This is a genomic window from Shewanella sp. KT0246, assembly GCF_019654955.1.
Taxonomy (GTDB): Bacteria; Pseudomonadota; Gammaproteobacteria; order Enterobacterales; family Shewanellaceae; genus Shewanella; species Shewanella goraebulensis.
The window spans coordinates 35,937-54,228 of the sequence record NZ_BPEV01000021.1 but is presented as its reverse complement, the minus strand read 5'-3'; the positions used below and the strand labels follow the sequence as shown (position 1 = coordinate 54,228).

Sequence of the window (18,292 nt, the reverse complement as noted above, 5' to 3'; positions counted from 1 at the left end):
CTAGAAAGGTATTCAGGAGTTCAAAAATGTACAATCATTTATTTAGTCAACCAGTTAAGTATCAAATCAATCAGGGGCAAACCTTATTGATTGCACTTGCAGAAGACGTGAGTGATTTTATTTTATTACCTGCATTAAGCCAGCCATTAGCAGAAATTATCATCTGCGAGTCTCATTGCGCCCAATCTGCGAGTTTTATTTTAACCTGCCAACCATTTTTTAAAGTTGAAGTGTTAGATGAGCGCCTTAACTTTCCTGCTGCCATTGACCCTGCAGTTATTGATGAAGCTGAAATTGAATCTGACACTGAATCAAGTCCTCAGGCTATAAATTTCACGTTTAACCGAGCCTTAGGCCAAGGGTTTCGTCTATACGCCAAAATAGGCATTGCACCAAGGATTTCTGCTCAGTCATTAAGAAAAGGTGTTGGTTTATCATTTGATGTTAAAAACTTATCGCAAAACTTGGTTAGCGTCAGTTACCAGCATTCAGTATGTGAATCGGTGAACCTTGAACAAGACTTGCGCCTGAACCAAGAGCCAAAAGAGCTTATGATGGCCAAAGCGATCCTTGCCAGAAACTTTGATTATGAAGAGCCACCTGCCACGTTAGCATTAAATATTAGCGAGATTGAACAGGTAAGGGCGGATATCAATTTGTATTTATCACAAACGCATCATAAAGTTCATGCGGTCATTGCTGCTCAACTGCTGAAACTCGATAATTTACTCAACCACAAACAACAGTGGCTACTGAGAACTTATAGTCAGTCTCAACAGCGAACCAATTACGCTACAGCAGCCAATGAGCTATCGAAAGATGTTGAAGATTTGCAGCGTAAATTAGAGTGCTTTACTTTATTAGCGCCAGCGGATGTGAGCCTAATGGTAGATAAGTTGACTGAAGAAACCTGACATTTCCCCGTTCATTGCGTAAAATCCTTGCCAATTCGTTTTAAGCAACTCTTTAATTAGAGTTCAACCATGCCTTTTATTATATATAGAGTTATTTGATGCAATATATTTGTCCTATATGCCGTACTTCTTTGTCACTTAATAATGCTAAGTCTTGGCAGTGTGAGAATCGTCATCAGTTTGATTGTGCAAAAGAAGGCTATGTCAATTTGCTACCGGTTCAAAAGAAAAACTCAAAAGATCCTGGTGATAATAAAACCATGATGTTTGCGAGACGGGAGTTTTTAAATAAAGGTTATTATCAAAAGCTCAGTGATAGAGTCAACGAACTCGCGATTCAATTCAGTTATTCAGAGGCTAAAACTACACAGCAAAAAATATTAGATATTGGCTGCGGTGAGGGCTATTACAGTCATCGTTTATTCAAAGCAATTATGGATAACGCTACGGCAAAGGGTGATGTTACCGTTGATACAAGTGCCGATGAACGCTCTGGACAGGGTATTGGATGTCACTTGCAAGGATTAGATATTTCTAAATCAGCGATTAAATACGCATCTAAACGATATTCTGATTTAGATTTTTGTGTTGCGAGTGCATATGAAATGCCATTTGCCGATGGTTTGTTCGACTTGTCCATGCGTATTTATGCGCCTTCTAAACTTGAAGAATTGCAAAGAGTGATTAAAAAAGGCGGCATTTTAATTACGGTTTCGCCTGGTCCAATGCATCATTTTGCCATGAAAAAAATCATCTACAGTGAACCTAAACCCCATGATGAGCCAAAAGCTGAGCTTGAGGGCTTTAATTGTTTGCATCAAGAAAGATTACAGTACCCATTAGAGTTATCAGACCCTATTGATATTGAAAACTTTTTAAATATGACACCGTATGCATGGAAACTAACTCAAGAGCAAAAAGCCCAAATTGCAGATCAAGGACTTAGCTGCGAATTAGACTTTAGTATTGAAATTCATCAACGTAATTGATTTGTCATCTAAATTTGCTATTTTACTTTTTGAATCTGATATTTAGTTTTTAGTTGTTATCTCATTCGCGAATTTTAAGCGTGGTAATAACTAATTGAATTAAAATGTTGATGTTAGTTGACATCCCCGTAGAAAGGTTCATAATCTATCGGGCTTGAAGGTTGGGCTTAGTTTATGTGTTTCAATACGACCAGTTTCGTCCTGTGAACATAAGTAAAACCGGCATTTTCAGCTCTACCGCCGTTAAGGCTTTATTTTTTATATACAGGATTTATATCATGTCTCAAGTTACTGGTGTTGTTAAGTGGTTCAACTCTGACAAAGGTTTCGGATTTATCGAGCAAGAGTCTGGTCCAGACGTATTCGTTCACTTCCGTGCTATCAACTCAGACGGTTTCAAAACTCTTGACGAAGGTCAAAAAGTTCAGTTCACTGTTACTCAAGGTCAGAAAGGACCTCAAGCTGAGAACGTAACTGTAGTTTAATTATTCCTAGCTTCGGCTAGATAATTAAATAAAACTGTAGTCTTTGACTACAGTTTTTTTTTGCCTTTAAAAAAGTTTCGATAAATACTTTAGTAAAACCTCTACCAACTCCTGCAGCTGTTCTGTCGTCCAATAACGCTCCATAAATTCAAAGTACCCCCTTAATAAAGCCTATACTGCGGTGTTTCCTACTATACGACGCTGAAACGGGTTATATGCCATGCTTATAAGCGTTAGTTATATGTGTTAGTTATGTGCGGTGGTTATAGAAATAGGCACTATCTGGCTAAGGCTCTCTATAAAATCAGCTAAAGTTAAAACTATATAGAGTTGGCTTAAGGTTTTTCAATTAAAGGGCGGAGGCGGCATTAGTTGAGAGTCATTGACCACTATTTATTTGTTAGCTTGCTATAGGCTTAGCTTGCTTAGTATCACGTTTATTCAATAGAAAATTCCAATAAAAAGCCCAGTAATAATACTGGGCCTTTAAACATTCTCTAACTTTTATGTCGAAACCATCTATCGCTGAATACTAGATAGCGAGCAACATTTAGTTGGAGAATAAGGTTTCTTCTAAACTTCTGCCTTTCATAATGGCTTTATATTGCCAGCCTTGTTCGCTAAATAACGCAAGCAGTGACGATTCCAGATTAAAACTATGATCAATGTGATGTTCAATAATGATTTGTTCGTCATTATTAATTTTAACATTGATGATTTTCGGCATGCTTTTCACTTTATCACTGAGTAATTGAATATCAGATTGCTGCATAGTGAGGGTTAAGAAGGCTGTTTCAGCATCAGCTTTCATTGAAACGGATTGTTGCAGCTGGCCTTGCTCAAGATATAACACCTGATCACAAAGTTTTTCTAACTCTTCTAAGTTATGTGAGCTAATGACAAAAGTAGTGGTAGCGGATAAATTCTTTACGATTTGACGGATCTTTTTGGCGTTAGCTGGGTCGAGGCCTGCTGTAGGCTCATCCAGCAATACTAATTTAGGTGAGCCCATCAACGCCTGAGCAATAGAAACACGCTTGCTCATACCATGGCTTAAGCTTTTGGGAAGCATTAAAGCTGACGAGGTCAGATCGACTAAATCTAAAACTCTTAAAGCCTCTTGTTTTGCTTGTTTGCCCGTCATGCCTTGCAACTTTCCAAAAAAGGTCAGTTGCGACACTATGGTAAAGTTTGGATCGAGCGCTGCATCTTGAGGTAAAGCTGATACTAAATTTTGTAGTTTTTGACTGCCAGGCTGTTCACCCAAAATGGTAATGTCACCGGCACTTGGATGAATATAACCACACAACAAACTAAATAGGGTTGTTTTACCTGCACCGTTAGGTCCCACAAGAGCAATAGGTGCACCAGTATCTAAAGATAAATTAATATTAGATAACGCAGCTTTGGCGCCGTATTGCTTCGATACGCCTTCACAAGTAATTAGCTTCATAGTGCACTCCGTTGCATGTAAATACGACCTGCAATTAATACTGCGAGCGTTTGAATCAAAGGAATGGGAGCGTACATCAACGAGCCTAAGCCTTGGGTATTTATCATCAGAGATAATTGCGAACCAGGCAGCACCCAGCTTAAAAATGACATTGCGGGTATTTGGCTATTAATGAGCATAATTAAAATACCACTAACTGCCCACAGAATGACTGCATAAATACTCGCTTGTCTAGCACTGTTGGCATACCAAGATAATACTGCCATTACCGCGGTATAAGGCAGTAATGCGATAAACACATTAATGAACACAGAAAAGCCACTTAATAGTGCATCAGCAAATAAGCTGGCATCTCGACTCAGTACCATTAGGATCGTGGCGATAATTGTCAGTAATAGTAAACAAGATTGAATCAGCATCTGACCTAAGAAGCGGCCAAAGAAAATACTATCGCGACTGACTCTTAATGTCAGAAACCTGAATGAACCACGGTGTTTATCTGAACTAAATTGGTCGGCGGTAATAAAGATGCTAAACATGGGGAACACATAAAGTGCAATACACCAAAAGACAGCAAACTCGGCGACTTTCCAGCTAAAAAGCTGGCTTAACGCATCTGGCCCATATATGCCTTGGACCAACTCTTTAAATCCTGGTTCTAGCATGTATACCGATGCACTTTGCACTGGATATAGCAAGATAATTGCCCAAAGGAGCGAGAATGCGATTAACGCCGCAATCCCTTTAGTATTGGTAAATCGCTTACTCAGTTCGTAACTGGCAATCAGCCAAGTCTGACGAAGTGAGGAAGAGCGAGGAGATGAGTCCATAAATAAAAAATATCCTTGAGAAAACGATGATGTGTCCGCCATCATACTTGATAGCGGACTCGATGAAGATTAATTTTTGTTAAGTCTGTGTTAACTTGAACATTAATGGTTAATCAAGAAGTTGTTCAAGCTCAGATAAACGCTGGGTTAAATCACTGACTTGAGCTTCTAGTGTATCAACTCGCTCAAGTAATGCATTCGTTGCCTCATTATTCACTGATTTACTTATCGGAGCGGCGCTGACTTCAAATTGAGTACTACCTTGCTCTAGAAATTGTTTATCTGAAAATAGTTGCGCATAACGGCTATCCCGACGGTTAGCTTCACGGGGTAATTGCACCACTAGAGGTTCATCGCGAGACGCTAAAGATTGTAATGCGGCTTCAACTTGCTGCGGACTATCAAATTCATGTAATCGATTGCAGCGTGTTTTCAATTCACCAGGGGTCTGTGGGCCACGAAGTAACAATACAATAAGCACTGCAAGTTGCTCACTAGAAAACTGAAGATCACTAAATTCGGTGTTACAAAAACGATGTTTGTATTTGACGACTCGACTGCCAAATCCTGTTTGCTCACTGATCAATCTTTTCTTGGTGAGATCATCTATGAGTGATTGTGTTTCTTGGTCAGTGAGACTCATAACGGGTTCACGGCTACTTTTTTGATTACACGCCATGGTTAAGGAATTGATTGAAAGAGGGTATTGCTCGGGGGTAGTAATTTCTTTTTCTAATAAACAGCCGATAATACGGGCTTCTTGATTGCTAAGTTCCATAAATTACTCCAAATAAAAAAGCATGGTTTGTTATAACAGAACCATGCTTTTTATCAAATAATTCAGGCTGGATGCAGTTTATTTAAGCAATCTGATGCCATCGTCTTGGATACTAATTTGTCCACCTTTGAATAAGCCACCAATACTTCGCTTGAAAGCTTTTTTACTCATGGCTAATTGATCATAAATAATAGCTGAGTCAGTCTTGTCATTCAGTGGCAAGAAGCCACCTGCACGGTGTAATTTGTTGATGATGGTTTCAGCATTTCTGTCTAAGTTCTTTTGATCGGCTTTTTGTAAAATCAAATCCACTTTGCCATCATCACGAACTTGTTTGATGTAACCTTTAATAGATTGACCGAAACTCAAACGCTGGAAAACTTCATTTTGGAACAATACGCCCCAATGAGCGTTATTGATAATGGCTTTAAAGCCTAAATCTGTGCTGCCACCAATGATTAAGTCGACTTCTTGTCCTGCTTCGTAATCAGCTGGCGTCTTATCTAAAAACTTATCGACTTTTGATGAAGCCATAATACGTTCATCTACATGGTTAGCATGAACATAAACTAGGTATGACTTACCTTCTTCGATGCTTCTATGTTGCTCACCGAAAGGAAGTAATAAATCTTTATCTAAGCCCCAATCTAAAAAAGCGCCAAAAGGACCTGTCGCGATTGCTTTTAAATAAGCGAACTCACCGACTTGAGCGTAAGGTTTTTGGGTCGTCGCAATAACAATATCTTCAGAATCAAGATAAAGAAATACATCAACCATATCGCCAACTTGGCAGTTTTTAGGGACGAACTTATTAGGTAGTAATACTTGACCTAGTTCTTGCGCATTCACATAAATGCCAAAACTGACTTGTTTAACGACTTCTAGGGAGTGACTCTTTCCGATTTGTATCATTTGCGGCTCTATTTAACTAAAGATAAGGAGAAAACTGGGTAATTATATACGCAATATCGATGCTTGTAACTGTGCTTATTTCTGCGTTTGATACTTGAGATAATAATCTCAAGCTTAAAAGCTTAGTTTGAAAATGGCTAGGTTAATAAACTATCTCAATTGAGCACAAATTATTTGCCAGAACTGTCTGGTTTTTAACAAAAAAAACATAACATTGCTGTTGCAGTTAAATAATGAATTAAATTTATACTAAAATTGCTTTTTCATCCTTGCATTATCACGGTTTGCAGGGTTTAATTGCGCCGCTTTTTTAATTGAACCAACGAATCCTAATATTCGTGATTTTAGATAAAAAGAACAGATTATATAGTTGGGTTGTGAGTGACCCCTTGCTTTTATGAAGTAAGGTTACAGATACTCGATTAAAACCATAGAAGCATTGATTGAATTCTGTCTAAATAGCATTGGCTCGAATTATGAGTTTTACTATAAAAAACAGTACAAGCTTAATGATTCACGTTTTTAACTTACATCTACGCTGTGACGGTCATCGAATTTATGGCAGCGTTGGACTTTGACATGCTAAACAAATCAAATATTTATTACGAAACATTGCATACCGGCTACGGTCAGTATTTTGAAGTTGAACAAGTTCTGTTTGAACAAAAAACAGAGCAGTGGCATTTAAGTATTTTTGAAAATACTAATTTTGGCCGAGTAATGGCACTTAATGGCGCTATTCAAACAACTGAAAAAGATGAATTTGTTTATCATGAAATGATGACTCACGTACCTATCCTTGCGCATGGCAGTGCTAAAAAAGTACTTATCATCGGTGGTGGTGACGGTGGAATGCTACGACAGGTATTAAAACATCAATCTATAGAGCAGGTTACTATGGTTGAAATCGATGCTAATGTAGTTGAAATGTGTAAAACCTATTTCCCTCAACATTCACAAGGTGCATTTGAAGATGCACGTGTTAATTTAGTGATTGATGATGGGATGCATTTTATTGAACATTGCCAGCAGCAGTTTGATGTGATTATTTCTGACTGCACCGATCCTGTGGGGCCTGGTGAAGTGTTGTTCAGCTCGGCATTTTATGAAAATTGCACTCGCAGTTTAACAGACAATGGTATTTTTGTCGCTCAAAATGGGGTGGCATTTATGCAACCCCAAGAGCTGCAAGATACAGTAAGGCGCATGAGTCCTTATGTAAAAGACTGCTGGTTTTATAATGCTGCAGTACCTACATATATTGGTGGCACAATGGCTTTTGCATGGGCGACTAATGATTTAACGGCTCGCGAGCAAGATTTAACGACATTAAAGCAACGTTTTGAACAGGCTAATATCAGCACTCGTTACTATACGCCTGCTTTACACATGGCAAGCTTTGCATTGCCTGCATTTGTTGAAAGTGCAGTAAAAGACGCTCAAAGCGTTTCTGCATAATCGGCTGAATAGACGGAATGAAGAATATGAAAGATTGGTCTATCGAAAACGCACGTTCTAGCTATAACGTAACGCATTGGAGCCAACAATACTTTGGCATTGATGATAGTGGTGAAGTCACAGTGACCCCAGACCCAAGTAAGCCAGATTGCACCATTGGCTTAAATGAGCTTGCCAAAGATATGGTTAAAGCCGGCGTTGCTTTACCTGTGCTTGTGCGCTTCCCGCAGATTTTACATCGCAGAGTCGAAAACCTTTGTGATGCATTTAATGAAGCTATTCAGAAGTACGAATATCAGAACGATTACTTATTGGTTTACCCAATTAAAGTGAATCAACAACAAACGGTTGTTGAAGAGATTTTAGCAAGTCAAAAGTCTAAAGAAGTCCCGCAGTTGGGCTTAGAAGCAGGTAGTAAGCCTGAATTGATGGCCGTTCTTGCCATGGCTCAAAAAGCCAGTTCAGTGATTGTTTGTAACGGTTATAAAGACAAAGAATATGTACGCTTAGCTTTGATTGGTGAAAAACTTGGCCATAAAGTCTATATCGTTATTGAGAAGATTTCTGAGTTAAAACTGATTCTTCAAGAGTCTGAAAAGTTAGGCGTTACACCACGTTTAGGCCTTCGTACTCGCCTTGCATTTCAAGGTAAGGGGAAATGGCAAGCAAGTGGTGGCGAGAAGTCAAAGTTTGGCTTATCAGCAGCGCAGGTTTTAAAAGTCCTTAATGAATTAAAACAGCTCGACATGATGAGTTCTTTGCAATTAATTCATTTCCACTTAGGCTCGCAAATCGCCAATATCCGCGATATTCGCCAAGGTGTAAGTGAAGCAGGGCGCTTTTACTGTGAGTTACGCAAGTTAGGGGCATTGATTGATACCTTTGATGTTGGTGGCGGCTTAGCCGTAGATTACGACGGCACGCGAAGCCAAAGCAATAACTCAATGAATTACGGCTTAACTGAATACGCTAATAACATTGTCAGCGTGTTGAGTGATATTTGTAATGAATATGAGCAACCAATGCCGCGGATTATTTCTGAGTCTGGTCGTCATTTAACCGCTCACCATGCGGTATTAATTACCGATGTGATTGGCACTGAATCTTATAAACCAGAAGACATTCAGCCACCTGAAGAAGATGCGCCACAACTATTACACAACATGTGGGAGTCGTGGACGGATATGAGTGAACGTCCAGATAATCGCGCGATTATTGAGATTTATCATGACACTCAAAGTGATATTGCTGAAGCGCATTCGTTGTTCTCTGTAGGCCAATTGACCTTGATGCAACGTGCTTGGGCTGAGCAAACCAATTTACGAGTTTGCTATGCATTAAAAAGCTTATTAAGTAATAACAACCGATTCCATCGACCTATTATTGATGAGTTAAATGAGAAGTTAGCGGATAAGTTTTTTGTCAACTTTTCATTGTTCCAATCAATTCCTGATGCATGGGGGATTGATCAAGTGTTCCCAGTATTGCCGTTAAGTGGTTTGGACAAACCGCCTGAAAGACGAGCTGTTATGCTGGATATCACTTGTGATTCTGATGGTATTGTTGACCAGTACGTTGATGGACAAGGTATCGAAACCACGTTGCCAGTGCCAGCTTGGACTCCAGAGAGCCCTTATTTAATCGGCTTTTTCATGGTTGGTGCTTACCAAGAGATCTTGGGTGATATGCATAACTTGTTTGGTGACACTAATTCAGCCGTCGTCCGTGTTGAAGAAAACGGTTTACCTAATATTGAATCAGTATTAGCTGGTGATACGGTTGCCGATGTACTTCGTTATGTAAACTTAGATGCTGTGGCATTTATGCGAACCTATGAAGAATTGGTGAATCAGCATATTGCTGAAGAAGAAAGAACCTCGATTTTGGAAGAGTTACAGTTAGGTCTAAAGGGTTACACCTATTTAGAAGATTTCTCGTAAAAAGTGTGTCAGCAGAGCCACATGAGTGGCTCCGCGTTTTTAGGTTTTGAAATATGTTTTTTGAAGGTTCGGAAAAAAAGATTGAAGTCATACTCGCTGACTCATCTAAAAAACTTCGCAGTTTTGGTCAACCCTTTTGGGCTGATATTGTGGCTTGCGCTAACGCTGAAATCCTCTCGTCAATCAGTAATGAATATTGCGACGCTTATTTATTGAGTGAATCGAGTTTATTTGTGTGGGATGACCGTTTTGTCATGCTTACCTGTGGCACAACCACACTTGCTGATGCGGTGATGTCGTTTATTGCTCATGTTGGTGAAGAAGCTATAGGCTTTGCCAGTTATCAGCGTAAGAACGAATATTTATCTCACCTGCAGTCGAGTTCGTTTCAAGATGATTTGAAAAAAATTCGTCAAACTATTACGGGTAATGCGTATCGCATTGGTCATTTAGACTCGCACCATCATTATATGTTCAGTTCTAAAAAGCCATTTATAGCCCCAGTAACGGACGTGACGAATGAGCTATTGATGTACCACATTAATGGTGAAGCAGCAGATTATTTGCGTGGTGTGAATCAATCTTCCCAAGGGATCCGTGATTTATTAGCACTATCAGAGTTATTCCCTGACTTTATTGTGGATGATTTTTTGTTTGAACCGTTTGGTTACTCAATAAACGGCATTAAAGGGCAGGAGTACTTTACGATTCATATTACCCCTCAAGAAAAAAGTTCTTATGTGAGCTTAGAAACTAACGTGAACTTAACTAATCACCCAGTCGATATTTACTCAAGATTATTAAGTAGCCTAAACCCTGGAAGTTGGGATGTCATTGGTTTTAATTCACCTAAAAACACTGAAGGGTTCCCTGCACATTTGTGTTTAGGCAGCTGCTCGCTTGCAACTGAACAAGGGTACGATGTCAACTTTAGTCATTATCAGCAACTTTGTCATGAAGTACTGATACCAGAATATTTGTAGTTATTGGCGTTCAGCCTTTACGGAGATTTTTATGAGCACTTTTGCTGAAAAAGCAGATTATTCATTGTATTCCAATGCATTTGGTTACTTACGTCAGCCACTTAACTTTAAGCCGATAGAAACAGACGCTGATGTAGTTGTGATTGGTTTGCCATTTGATATGGCGACAACAGGTCGCTCAGGTGGTCGTATGGGGCCTGATGCTATCCGCCGCGCTTCTGTTAACCTTGCTTGGGAAGAAACCCGCTGGCCGTGGGATTTCTCCATCAGCGAAACCATCAATATTGTCGATGCTGGCGATTTAGTGTTTGATTGCGGGGATCAAGAAGATTTCACTACAAGACTAGAAGGCTTTGCTACTCGAATCCTTGATAGTGACAAAGCATTATTAAGTTTTGGAGGCGATCACTTTGTCACTTTGCCATTACTGCGCGCACATTATAAAAAATACGGCAAAATGGCGTTATTACATTTTGACGCCCATACAGACACTTACAGTCAGGGCAGCAAGTATGATCATGGAACCATGTTTTTCCATGCGCCAAATGAAGGCTTAATAGCACCAGAAAACTCGATTCAGGTGGGTATTCGCACAGAATACAATACTGCAGAGCATGCTTTTAAAGTCATTGATGCCGCAACAGCCAATGATTTAACCGCGGCGCAAATTGTTGAGCAAATTAAAGCCCGTGTCGGTGATATGCCATTATACGTGACCTTTGACATTGATTGTTTAGACCCTGCTTATGCACCAGGTACAGGCACGCCAGTATGCGGCGGTTTAACCAGTGATAAAGCCATGAAAATCATCCGTGGTCTTCGTGGGATGAATATCGTGGGTATGGATGTAGTTGAAGTCGCTCCAGCTTACGATTCTGCAGATATTACAGCGCTTGCAGGTGCTACTTTAGGTCTTGAGTTGCTACACGTGTGGGCGGAAGGCAAAGGCTTAGTTAAAAAGTAATTTTAGCTGTGAGCTTTTAATAAAAAACCAACGATTATCGTTGGTTTTTTAATACCTTCTTTTTGCAATTAGCGCTTATAAGCATAATTATCAGCGATGTCATGATCATATATCAGTAACTGTGAGTATAATGACAGTAATTGAAGAGGTATCTAAATGAATGATTTAACTGATATCCGCCGTGAATATACTCAAGGTGGATTGCGACGAAATGATTTACCAAATAATCCAATGGACTTATTTACATTATGGATTGAGCAGGCAAAACAAGCTGAATTAACTGATCCAACCGCGATGTGTGTTGCCACTGTCGATGAGCATGGTCAGCCGTTCCAACGTATAGTACTCCTGAAAAAGTTTGATGATGACGGTTTTGTTTTTTTTACAAACTTAGAAAGCCGAAAAGCCACCCAGTTGGCAAACAATGCTAAAACCAGTTTATTGTTTCCTTGGCACCCTTTAGAAAGGCAAGTTGCCGTCACTGGCGAAGCTGAGCCATTATCTATGATAGAAGTGACTAAATACTTTATGAGCCGCCCAAAGGACAGCCAAATAGCTGCATGGGTATCGAAGCAGTCGAGCAAAATAAGTGCTCGCCAAGCTCTAGAAGGCAAGTTTAATGAAATGAAAAGCAAATTTGCTAAAGGTGAAGTGCCATTACCGAAATTTTGGGGTGGTTACCGAATAAAGGCCGAAAGCATTGAGTTTTGGCAAGGTGGTGAGCGTAGACTTCATGACCGCTTTATATATCAAAAAGCACCATCTGGTTGGAATATTGATCGTTTAGCGCCGTAATTGCATTGATTATATCGCTACAACACAAAGCTATTGAGAATATGAATGAGTAAAACAATTTGGGTCGATGCTGATGCATGTCCAAACCCTGTAAAAGAAATGCTATTTCGCGCAGCTGATAGAAAATCCATACCATTAATTTTGGTGGCGAATCAGCTTATTCGTGTGCCTGCTTCACCGAACATCTCAGTTGTTCGAGTGAGCTCAGGATTTGATGAAGCCGATAATTATATTGTGGAGCAGTTACATAGTGGTGACTTAGTGATAACCGGTGATATCCCATTAGCCTCTGACGCTATTGAAAAGGGCGCGATGGTCTTTAACCCTCGTGGTGATATTTATACTAATGATAATATAAAGCAGCGTTTAACTATGCGTGACTTTATGGAAGAGTTAAGAAGTAGTGGTGTGCATACCGCAGGACCTAATAGCTTTTCACAAGCGGACAAACATGCGTTTGCTCAAGCGCTTGATAAATGGCTAAGTCGTTTATAGCTGTTGTAGTAATTTAATGTTTAGCTGATACTCAGTTGCCATAAAGGATAATTAACTCGAAGTGGGGATAGTCTCCGAGTTAATAAATTTTAATCTATAATTTAACTGTTTTTATTCACAAAAGGGATTAATGATGAAAAAATGGCTCGCAGTATTACCTATAGCGTTACTGTCTACTTCTTTATTATCTTCAGCTGTTTTTGCAGCCGATTGGCAAGTTAAGCAGGGACACTCAAAAGTCAGTTTTATATCAGTGAAAAAAGGCGACATTGCTGAAGTTCATGACTTTAAGAAAGTAAGTGGCAGTTTAACCCCAGAGGGAGCGTTTAATTTATCGATTGATTTAGTGAGCGTCGATACCGGTGTTGAAATTCGTGATGAGCGAATGCAGACAATGCTTTTTGAGGTAGCTAAATTTCCCGAGTTAACGTTATCAGCGGTCGTTAACCCTAAGTTATTGGCAGATTTGAGCGTGGGTTCAACGTTAGTTACTCAAATTGATGGCACCATTGATTTGCACGGTAAAAGTCGGTTAAAAACATTTGATGTGCTAGTGGCAAAATTATCGGATAAAAAAATGGTGGTAAGCAGTATGTCGCCAGTGATTATTCAAGCCAACGACTTTGATTTAGTAGAAGGTGTGAATAAGCTCCGAGAAGTAGCTGGTTTAAGTAGCATTAGTTTAGCGGTTCCAGTGTCTTTTGTGCTTACTTTGTCGCAATAGAACAGTGTGTTAAGAATATTAAATTAGAAAATTCACAAGTGGCTTTTGTCAATCAAAAGCCACCTAATTAGGGGACATAATGGTCACTGATAAAGATGGCTATATTCATTTAATTCAATACCTAACTGAACATCTTGGCCTATTTGAAGCTTCTGAAGATAACAGCATTAATAGCCAAACAGTTATGGAATTATTTGAAGATCAACTATCAGCTCAAATAATTATGGTTTGTGGTCAAAACCCAAATTTGTCTTTCGCACAGCGTAATAAAGTCATCCGAGAGATTGATGCCATTGTGTATGATTTGGAAGAGATTTTAGCAAGTGTTGCCAGTCATAATGCGACACCAGAGCAAAGTGTCTTTATCACTGAATTTTCTGGGTTAATCAAAAACTTATTCGATAAAGAAATCGAACAAATTCTTAGATAAACTTCCTTCTAAACACCTTCATTCATTATATTTTTAGGATTATTGCATGTTCAAAACAATCGTTACTGCCACCTTATTCAGCTGCATTTCATTTTCGAGTATTGCTGCTGAAAAAGAAGTGTTAGGCCAAACTGAAATGATGTCTGTCAGTGCAAATGGAATTGTATTTGAAGCGAGAATGGATACGGGTGCAGTAAACTCATCTCTACACGCATTAGATATTAAAGTAGAAGGCGGTAGTGCTAAAAAAATGAAAGATAACATTGGTAAAAATGTATCTTTTACTACTTTCAATGAAAAAGGTGACAAAGAAACTGTTACTGCGGAAATTATCGGTACTTCCACTGTGAGTAATTCTCAAGGCACTGAAACCCGTTATGCAGTTAAATTGCCCATCACTTTCGGTGACAGCACCCGTAAAGTGAAAGTTAATTTGAAAAATAGAACCACAATGGATTACAAGTTACTTATTGGTCGTAACTGGCTTAAAGGCAAATATGTTGTTGATGTGTCTGAAAAGAAGTTTATCGGACCAACCGCAGGGATAAGCATTGTGGAGTCAGGGTTAATATTTGATACCCGCATCGATACTGGCGCGGTTGAAAACTCTTTGCATGCAGTGAATTTGCGAATTAATGATGAAGATAAAGCCAACATGGAAAACAATGTTGGTAAAGACGTCACGTTCACAACCATGAACGAAAAAGGCGAAACAGTTGACGTCACAGCCCGTATCCATAGCACATCGTTAATTCGTAATGCACAAGGTAGTGAAATCCGTTATATGGTGACATTGACCATTGGTGAGCCTGGTGAAGAGTTTAAAGTTGATGTGAACCTGCGTGATCGCAGTAAAATGACCTACAAATTACTCATCGGACGTAATTGGTTGCAGGGACATTATATTGTTGATGTGAACATGTAGTTCACTAATACTAATGAAATTAAGAAAACCGCATTATTGCGGTTTTTTTCATTTTAGTCGTCATTTACATAACGGCTAGGCTGGTTTAAAGTCGATTTTTCACAAGCATGTGATGGTGTTAAAAATTTGAATAAACTCAGCTCTTTCCAATTAGACTGAATATTCATCAATATGAGTGTTATTAAAACTGTATTTATTCGAGAAAATTGAATCGAGGTATTTCGAGTGTAGGTTAATTTAACTTTTGTGAATTTTGTTTTTGTTATCAACATACAAGCTGCTATTCTTTAAAGTAGTTTGCGTGAATGTTCATGCTGAAAGGCGCCGTTAGGGCTAATGGAGTTTATATGAAAGTTGTTATACCAGTCGCGGGTTTAGGTACAAGGATGTTACCAGCGACAAAAGCAATCCCGAAAGAAATGTTGCCTATTGTTGATAAACCGCTTATTCAGTACATTGTTGATGAATGTGTTAGTGCTGGTATTACTGAAATTGTTTTAGTAACTCATGCAAGTAAGAATGCCATTGAAAATCATTTCGATAAATCGTATGAGCTCGAATCTACTTTAGAGCAGCGTGTTAAGCGTCAGTTATTACATGAAGTACAATCTATATGCCCTAAAAATGTCACTATCATGCAAGTTCGCCAAGGTGAAGCGAAAGGCTTAGGCCATGCAATTTTATGTGCGAAGCCTTGCATAGGCGATAGCCCTTTTGCTGTAGTGCTTCCGGATGTGATTTTAGATGGTCACACAGCTGATCAACGTACTGAAAACTTATCTACTATGATTAGCCGATACAATGAAACAGGTGCCAGCCAAATCATGGTGGCGCCAGTGGATGAAAAAGATGTGAACAAATACGGTATTGCAGATTGTAATGGCGAAACTATTTTGCCTGGTTTCTCTTCAGCTATTGTTAAGATGGTGGAAAAACCTAAAATAGAAGAGGCTCCATCAAATCTTGCTGTAGTGGGCCGCTATGTTCTTTCTGAAAAAATTTGGGGCTTATTAGCTAAAACACCACCAGGAGCTGGCAATGAAATTCAATTAACTGATGCTATCGATATGTTGATTGAGTCAGACTCTGTTGAAGCCTTTAATATGTCAGGTAAGTCCCATGACTGCGGTGATAAATTAGGCTATATGAAAGCGTTTGTTGAGTACGGCTTACGAGACCCTAAATTAGGCGCCGATTTTTTAAAAGAAATTAAAAAATCATTAGCTGAATTTTAGAAAAGTAAAATTGATGGAGTAAGCTCAGTCTGGGCTTAATTTCAATATTATATTTACTTAAACGAACACATAACAAGGGTGGCTTAATTGCCATCTTTTTATTACCATTCTCGGCTTATCGATTGTTTAAGGCTGAAATGACAGAATTTATTGCCCCACCTTGTAAAGAAAAAATTTCAATTCTATATCAGGATGAGTATATCTTGCTGATCAATAAGCCAAGTGGCTTATTGAGTTTATCTGGTAAAAACCCATTGAATAAAGATTCTGTTCACTTCAGACTTGTCCAAGATTTTCCCACTGCTACTTTAGTGCATCGATTAGATTTTGGCACGTCAGGTATCATGCTGGTGGCGCTTAATAAATCGGTCAATGGCTTATTAACCAAACAGTTTCAAGAAAAAACGATTGTTAAGTACTATCATGCGACTTTGTATGGGCATGCTTCAAAAGCATTGGAAGATTCCGCTGTGATAAATGCAGCTATTAGCAAAGATACTGAAAATTTTCCTTTTATGAAAATCTGTCCTGAAACTGGCAAAACAGCCTTATCTGAAATTGAAATCATTGAACGAACGTATTTACAGGCGTTTGCTGATGGCAAATCTAACTTAACTCCTGTCACTAGAGTGAGATTTAAACCGATTACTGGGCGAACACATCAATTAAGAATTCACAGTCAGTATATTGGTCATCCTATTCTGGGCTGCGATTTATATTGCAATGAGGACTCACAGGCGCTCGCACCAAGACTGTTACTTCATGCAAGTAACTTAAGCTTTACCCATCCAGTGACATTTGAGCCTTTTGAAATCAAGTGCGAAGTGCCGTTTTAATTTTTAGAAATATGATTGTAGTAAATTAAAGCCCGTTACTTGTTTAAGTAACGGGCTTTTTTGTTTTTACTAAGCGGCAAATATTAAGGTTTACAGTACGCCACGCTTCATTTGATCACGTTCTATAGATTCAAATAATGCTTTAAAGTTACCTTCACCAAAACCTAGGTTATTCTTACGTTGAATGATTTCAATAAAGATTGGACCAAATAGGTTTTTAGTGAAAATTTGAAGTAAGTAACCATCGTCATCACCATCAACTAAAATTTGATGATGCTTGATACGATCTCGATCTTCTGTCACTTGTGGTAACTTATCGAAAATCGTGTCGTAGTATTCAGGGATAATATCCAAGGTCTTGATTGCTGTGCCTTCCATTGCATCAAGAGAGCCAACAATATCACGGCTTCTAAATGCTAAATGCTGAACGCCAGGGCCATTGTATTCACCTAAGTATTCATCAATTTGGTTGTTATTGTTGCCTTTACCTTCGTTAATCGGAATGCAGAAACTACCGTCTGGTGAACGAAGTGCATAAGAAACTAGTGCTGTTTGTGCACCGCTGATGTCGAAATAACGAACTTCAGTAAAGGCAAAAATGTCTTTATAAAAGTTAGCCCATTTTTCCATAGTGCCTTTATAAACATTGTTGGTTAGGTGATCGACTTCCATAAAGCCTTTCTCTTCAACAATCATTGGCTCTGCTAAGTCTTCAAAATCATTTTTATAGATATTTTGCGCATCACCAAACACATCAATAAAGTAAATTAAGCTGTCACCAATACCATAAATTGCAGGGTAGGCCATATCTTTTGCTGCATCATCAGCTGGCTTTGCTCCACGCGCTACCGCTTCGTTAAAGGCAAATTCAGCATCTTCAACACGCCAACCCATTGAGCAGATTGCTGGGCCGTGAGATTTAGCGAAATCTGCTGAGAATCCTTGCTTAGATTTATTCAGTAAGAAATTAATATCGTTTTGCTTGTAGTAAACAATATCGTTCGCTTTTGCTTTTTTAAGCATAGAAAAACCAAAGTCAATAAACACTTGATGCATAAAATCAGTGTCTGGGCTGGCAAATTCTGTAAATTCAATGCCTAAAAGACCAAGTGGGTTTGTTTCGCTCGCCATTGTGTTTTCCTTAAT

19 protein-coding genes are annotated in these 18,292 nt (G+C 38.9%); 14 read left to right on the top strand and 5 right to left on the bottom strand.

Going from position 1 to position 18,292, the window contains the following annotated elements:
- Positions 1-26 precede the first annotated feature (26 nt).
- The 3 genes from K5Q58_RS12115 to K5Q58_RS12105 all read left to right on the top strand — a co-directional run bounded on the left by K5Q58_RS12115 (position 27) and on the right by K5Q58_RS12105 (position 2,388).
- Positions 27-914, top strand: a complete 888-nt coding sequence (locus K5Q58_RS12115) for a hypothetical protein (protein WP_220754192.1) — start codon at positions 27-29, stop codon at positions 912-914.
- A 98-nt stretch (positions 915-1,012) separates the two neighbouring features.
- Entirely contained in the window at positions 1,013-1,903 is an 891-nt protein-coding gene (gene rlmA, locus K5Q58_RS12110; RefSeq protein WP_220754191.1) for a 23S rRNA (guanine(745)-N(1))-methyltransferase, read from the top strand.
- A gap of 278 nt (positions 1,904-2,181) precedes the next feature.
- The gene (locus K5Q58_RS12105) at positions 2,182-2,388 is read left to right on the top strand and encodes a cold-shock protein (protein WP_012155714.1); all 207 of its coding nucleotides are present in this window, start codon (positions 2,182-2,184) and stop codon (positions 2,386-2,388) included.
- 550 nt (positions 2,389-2,938) lie between these two features.
- Here the strand turns inward: K5Q58_RS12105 and K5Q58_RS12100 are convergent.
- From K5Q58_RS12100 to K5Q58_RS12085, 4 genes are all read right to left on the bottom strand, one after another.
- Positions 2,939-3,841, bottom strand: coding sequence for an ABC transporter ATP-binding protein (locus K5Q58_RS12100; RefSeq protein ID WP_220754190.1), 903 nt, complete (start codon positions 3,839-3,841; stop codon positions 2,939-2,941).
- The gene (locus K5Q58_RS12095) at positions 3,838-4,671 is read right to left on the bottom strand and encodes an ABC transporter permease (protein ID WP_220754189.1); all 834 of its coding nucleotides are present in this window, start codon (positions 4,669-4,671) and stop codon (positions 3,838-3,840) included. The genes K5Q58_RS12100 and K5Q58_RS12095 overlap by 4 nt, the downstream gene beginning before the upstream one ends.
- Positions 4,672-4,780: 109 nt before the next feature.
- On the bottom strand, positions 4,781-5,449 hold the full coding sequence (locus K5Q58_RS12090; protein WP_220754188.1) for a YceH family protein: 669 nt from the start codon (positions 5,447-5,449) through the stop codon (positions 4,781-4,783).
- A gap of 78 nt (positions 5,450-5,527) precedes the next feature.
- On the bottom strand, positions 5,528-6,361 hold the full coding sequence (locus tag K5Q58_RS12085; protein ID WP_220754187.1) for a S1 RNA-binding domain-containing protein: 834 nt from the start codon (positions 6,359-6,361) through the stop codon (positions 5,528-5,530).
- 579 nt (positions 6,362-6,940) lie between these two features.
- On the opposite strand from K5Q58_RS12085, the gene speE reads away from it, so the two are divergent.
- From speE to K5Q58_RS12030, 11 genes are all read left to right on the top strand, one after another.
- Entirely contained in the window at positions 6,941-7,819 is an 879-nt protein-coding gene (gene speE / locus K5Q58_RS12080; RefSeq protein ID WP_220754186.1) for a polyamine aminopropyltransferase, read from the top strand.
- Between the two features lie 26 nt (positions 7,820-7,845).
- Positions 7,846-9,759 carry a biosynthetic arginine decarboxylase gene (gene speA, locus K5Q58_RS12075; RefSeq protein WP_220754185.1) on the top strand — a complete coding sequence of 638 codons (1,914 nt, stop codon included), beginning with the start codon at positions 7,846-7,848 and terminating at the stop codon, positions 9,757-9,759.
- Between the two features lie 53 nt (positions 9,760-9,812).
- A complete protein-coding gene (locus tag K5Q58_RS12070; protein WP_220754184.1) occupies positions 9,813-10,742 on the top strand; it encodes an adenosylmethionine decarboxylase in 930 nt (309 codons plus the stop codon).
- A 31-nt stretch (positions 10,743-10,773) separates the two neighbouring features.
- On the top strand, positions 10,774-11,706 hold the full coding sequence (gene speB / locus K5Q58_RS12065) for an agmatinase (protein WP_220754183.1): 933 nt from the start codon (positions 10,774-10,776) through the stop codon (positions 11,704-11,706).
- Positions 11,707-11,862: 156 nt separating this feature from the next.
- On the top strand, positions 11,863-12,501 hold the full coding sequence (gene pdxH, locus K5Q58_RS12060) for a pyridoxamine 5'-phosphate oxidase (RefSeq protein WP_220754182.1): 639 nt from the start codon (positions 11,863-11,865) through the stop codon (positions 12,499-12,501).
- Positions 12,502-12,546: 45 nt separating this feature from the next.
- Positions 12,547-12,996, top strand: coding sequence for a YaiI/YqxD family protein (locus tag K5Q58_RS12055; RefSeq protein ID WP_220754181.1), 450 nt, complete (start codon positions 12,547-12,549; stop codon positions 12,994-12,996).
- Positions 12,997-13,129: 133 nt separating this feature from the next.
- A complete protein-coding gene (locus K5Q58_RS12050) occupies positions 13,130-13,720 on the top strand; it encodes a YceI family protein (RefSeq protein ID WP_220754180.1) in 591 nt (196 codons plus the stop codon).
- A gap of 79 nt (positions 13,721-13,799) precedes the next feature.
- Positions 13,800-14,150, top strand: coding sequence for a DUF3802 family protein (locus tag K5Q58_RS12045; protein WP_220754179.1), 351 nt, complete (start codon positions 13,800-13,802; stop codon positions 14,148-14,150).
- Positions 14,151-14,196: 46 nt separating this feature from the next.
- On the top strand, positions 14,197-15,075 hold the full coding sequence (locus K5Q58_RS12040) for a RimK/LysX family protein (protein WP_220754178.1): 879 nt from the start codon (positions 14,197-14,199) through the stop codon (positions 15,073-15,075).
- Positions 15,076-15,422: 347 nt separating this feature from the next.
- Complete coding sequence (gene galU, locus K5Q58_RS12035; protein ID WP_220754177.1) at positions 15,423-16,310, top strand: UTP--glucose-1-phosphate uridylyltransferase GalU; 888 nt, start codon at positions 15,423-15,425, stop codon at positions 16,308-16,310.
- Positions 16,311-16,447: 137 nt separating this feature from the next.
- Entirely contained in the window at positions 16,448-17,146 is a 699-nt protein-coding gene (locus K5Q58_RS12030; RefSeq protein WP_220754176.1) for a pseudouridine synthase, read from the top strand.
- 90 nt (positions 17,147-17,236) lie between these two features.
- On the opposite strand, the gene hppD is transcribed toward K5Q58_RS12030, so the two are convergent.
- A complete protein-coding gene (gene hppD, locus K5Q58_RS12025; protein WP_220754175.1) occupies positions 17,237-18,277 on the bottom strand; it encodes a 4-hydroxyphenylpyruvate dioxygenase in 1,041 nt (346 codons plus the stop codon).
- Between the last annotated feature and the right edge of the window lie 15 nt (positions 18,278-18,292).

Coding starts and splice junctions, on each gene's coding strand:
- rlmA (WP_220754191.1), top strand. CDS start 1,013: ATGCAATATATTTGTCCTATATGCCGTACTTCTTTGTCACTTAATAAT.
- K5Q58_RS12115 (WP_220754192.1), top strand. CDS start 27: ATGTACAATCATTTATTTAGTCAACCAGTTAAGTATCAAATCAATCAG.
- K5Q58_RS12030 (WP_220754176.1), top strand. CDS start 16,448: ATGACAGAATTTATTGCCCCACCTTGTAAAGAAAAAATTTCAATTCTA.
- K5Q58_RS12100 (WP_220754190.1), bottom strand. CDS start 3,841: ATGAAGCTAATTACTTGTGAAGGCGTATCGAAGCAATACGGCGCCAAA.
- galU (WP_220754177.1), top strand. CDS start 15,423: ATGAAAGTTGTTATACCAGTCGCGGGTTTAGGTACAAGGATGTTACCA.
- K5Q58_RS12085 (WP_220754187.1), bottom strand. CDS start 6,361: ATGATACAAATCGGAAAGAGTCACTCCCTAGAAGTCGTTAAACAAGTC.
- K5Q58_RS12070 (WP_220754184.1), top strand. CDS start 9,813: ATGTTTTTTGAAGGTTCGGAAAAAAAGATTGAAGTCATACTCGCTGAC.
- K5Q58_RS12045 (WP_220754179.1), top strand. CDS start 13,800: ATGGTCACTGATAAAGATGGCTATATTCATTTAATTCAATACCTAACT.
- K5Q58_RS12095 (WP_220754189.1), bottom strand. CDS start 4,671: ATGGACTCATCTCCTCGCTCTTCCTCACTTCGTCAGACTTGGCTGATT.
- speB (WP_220754183.1), top strand. CDS start 10,774: ATGAGCACTTTTGCTGAAAAAGCAGATTATTCATTGTATTCCAATGCA.
- hppD (WP_220754175.1), bottom strand. CDS start 18,277: ATGGCGAGCGAAACAAACCCACTTGGTCTTTTAGGCATTGAATTTACA.
- K5Q58_RS12050 (WP_220754180.1), top strand. CDS start 13,130: ATGAAAAAATGGCTCGCAGTATTACCTATAGCGTTACTGTCTACTTCT.
- speE (WP_220754186.1), top strand. CDS start 6,941: ATGCTAAACAAATCAAATATTTATTACGAAACATTGCATACCGGCTAC.
- pdxH (WP_220754182.1), top strand. CDS start 11,863: ATGAATGATTTAACTGATATCCGCCGTGAATATACTCAAGGTGGATTG.
- K5Q58_RS12040 (WP_220754178.1), top strand. CDS start 14,197: ATGTTCAAAACAATCGTTACTGCCACCTTATTCAGCTGCATTTCATTT.
- speA (WP_220754185.1), top strand. CDS start 7,846: ATGAAAGATTGGTCTATCGAAAACGCACGTTCTAGCTATAACGTAACG.
- K5Q58_RS12090 (WP_220754188.1), bottom strand. CDS start 5,449: ATGGAACTTAGCAATCAAGAAGCCCGTATTATCGGCTGTTTATTAGAA.
- K5Q58_RS12105 (WP_012155714.1), top strand. CDS start 2,182: ATGTCTCAAGTTACTGGTGTTGTTAAGTGGTTCAACTCTGACAAAGGT.
- K5Q58_RS12055 (WP_220754181.1), top strand. CDS start 12,547: ATGAGTAAAACAATTTGGGTCGATGCTGATGCATGTCCAAACCCTGTA.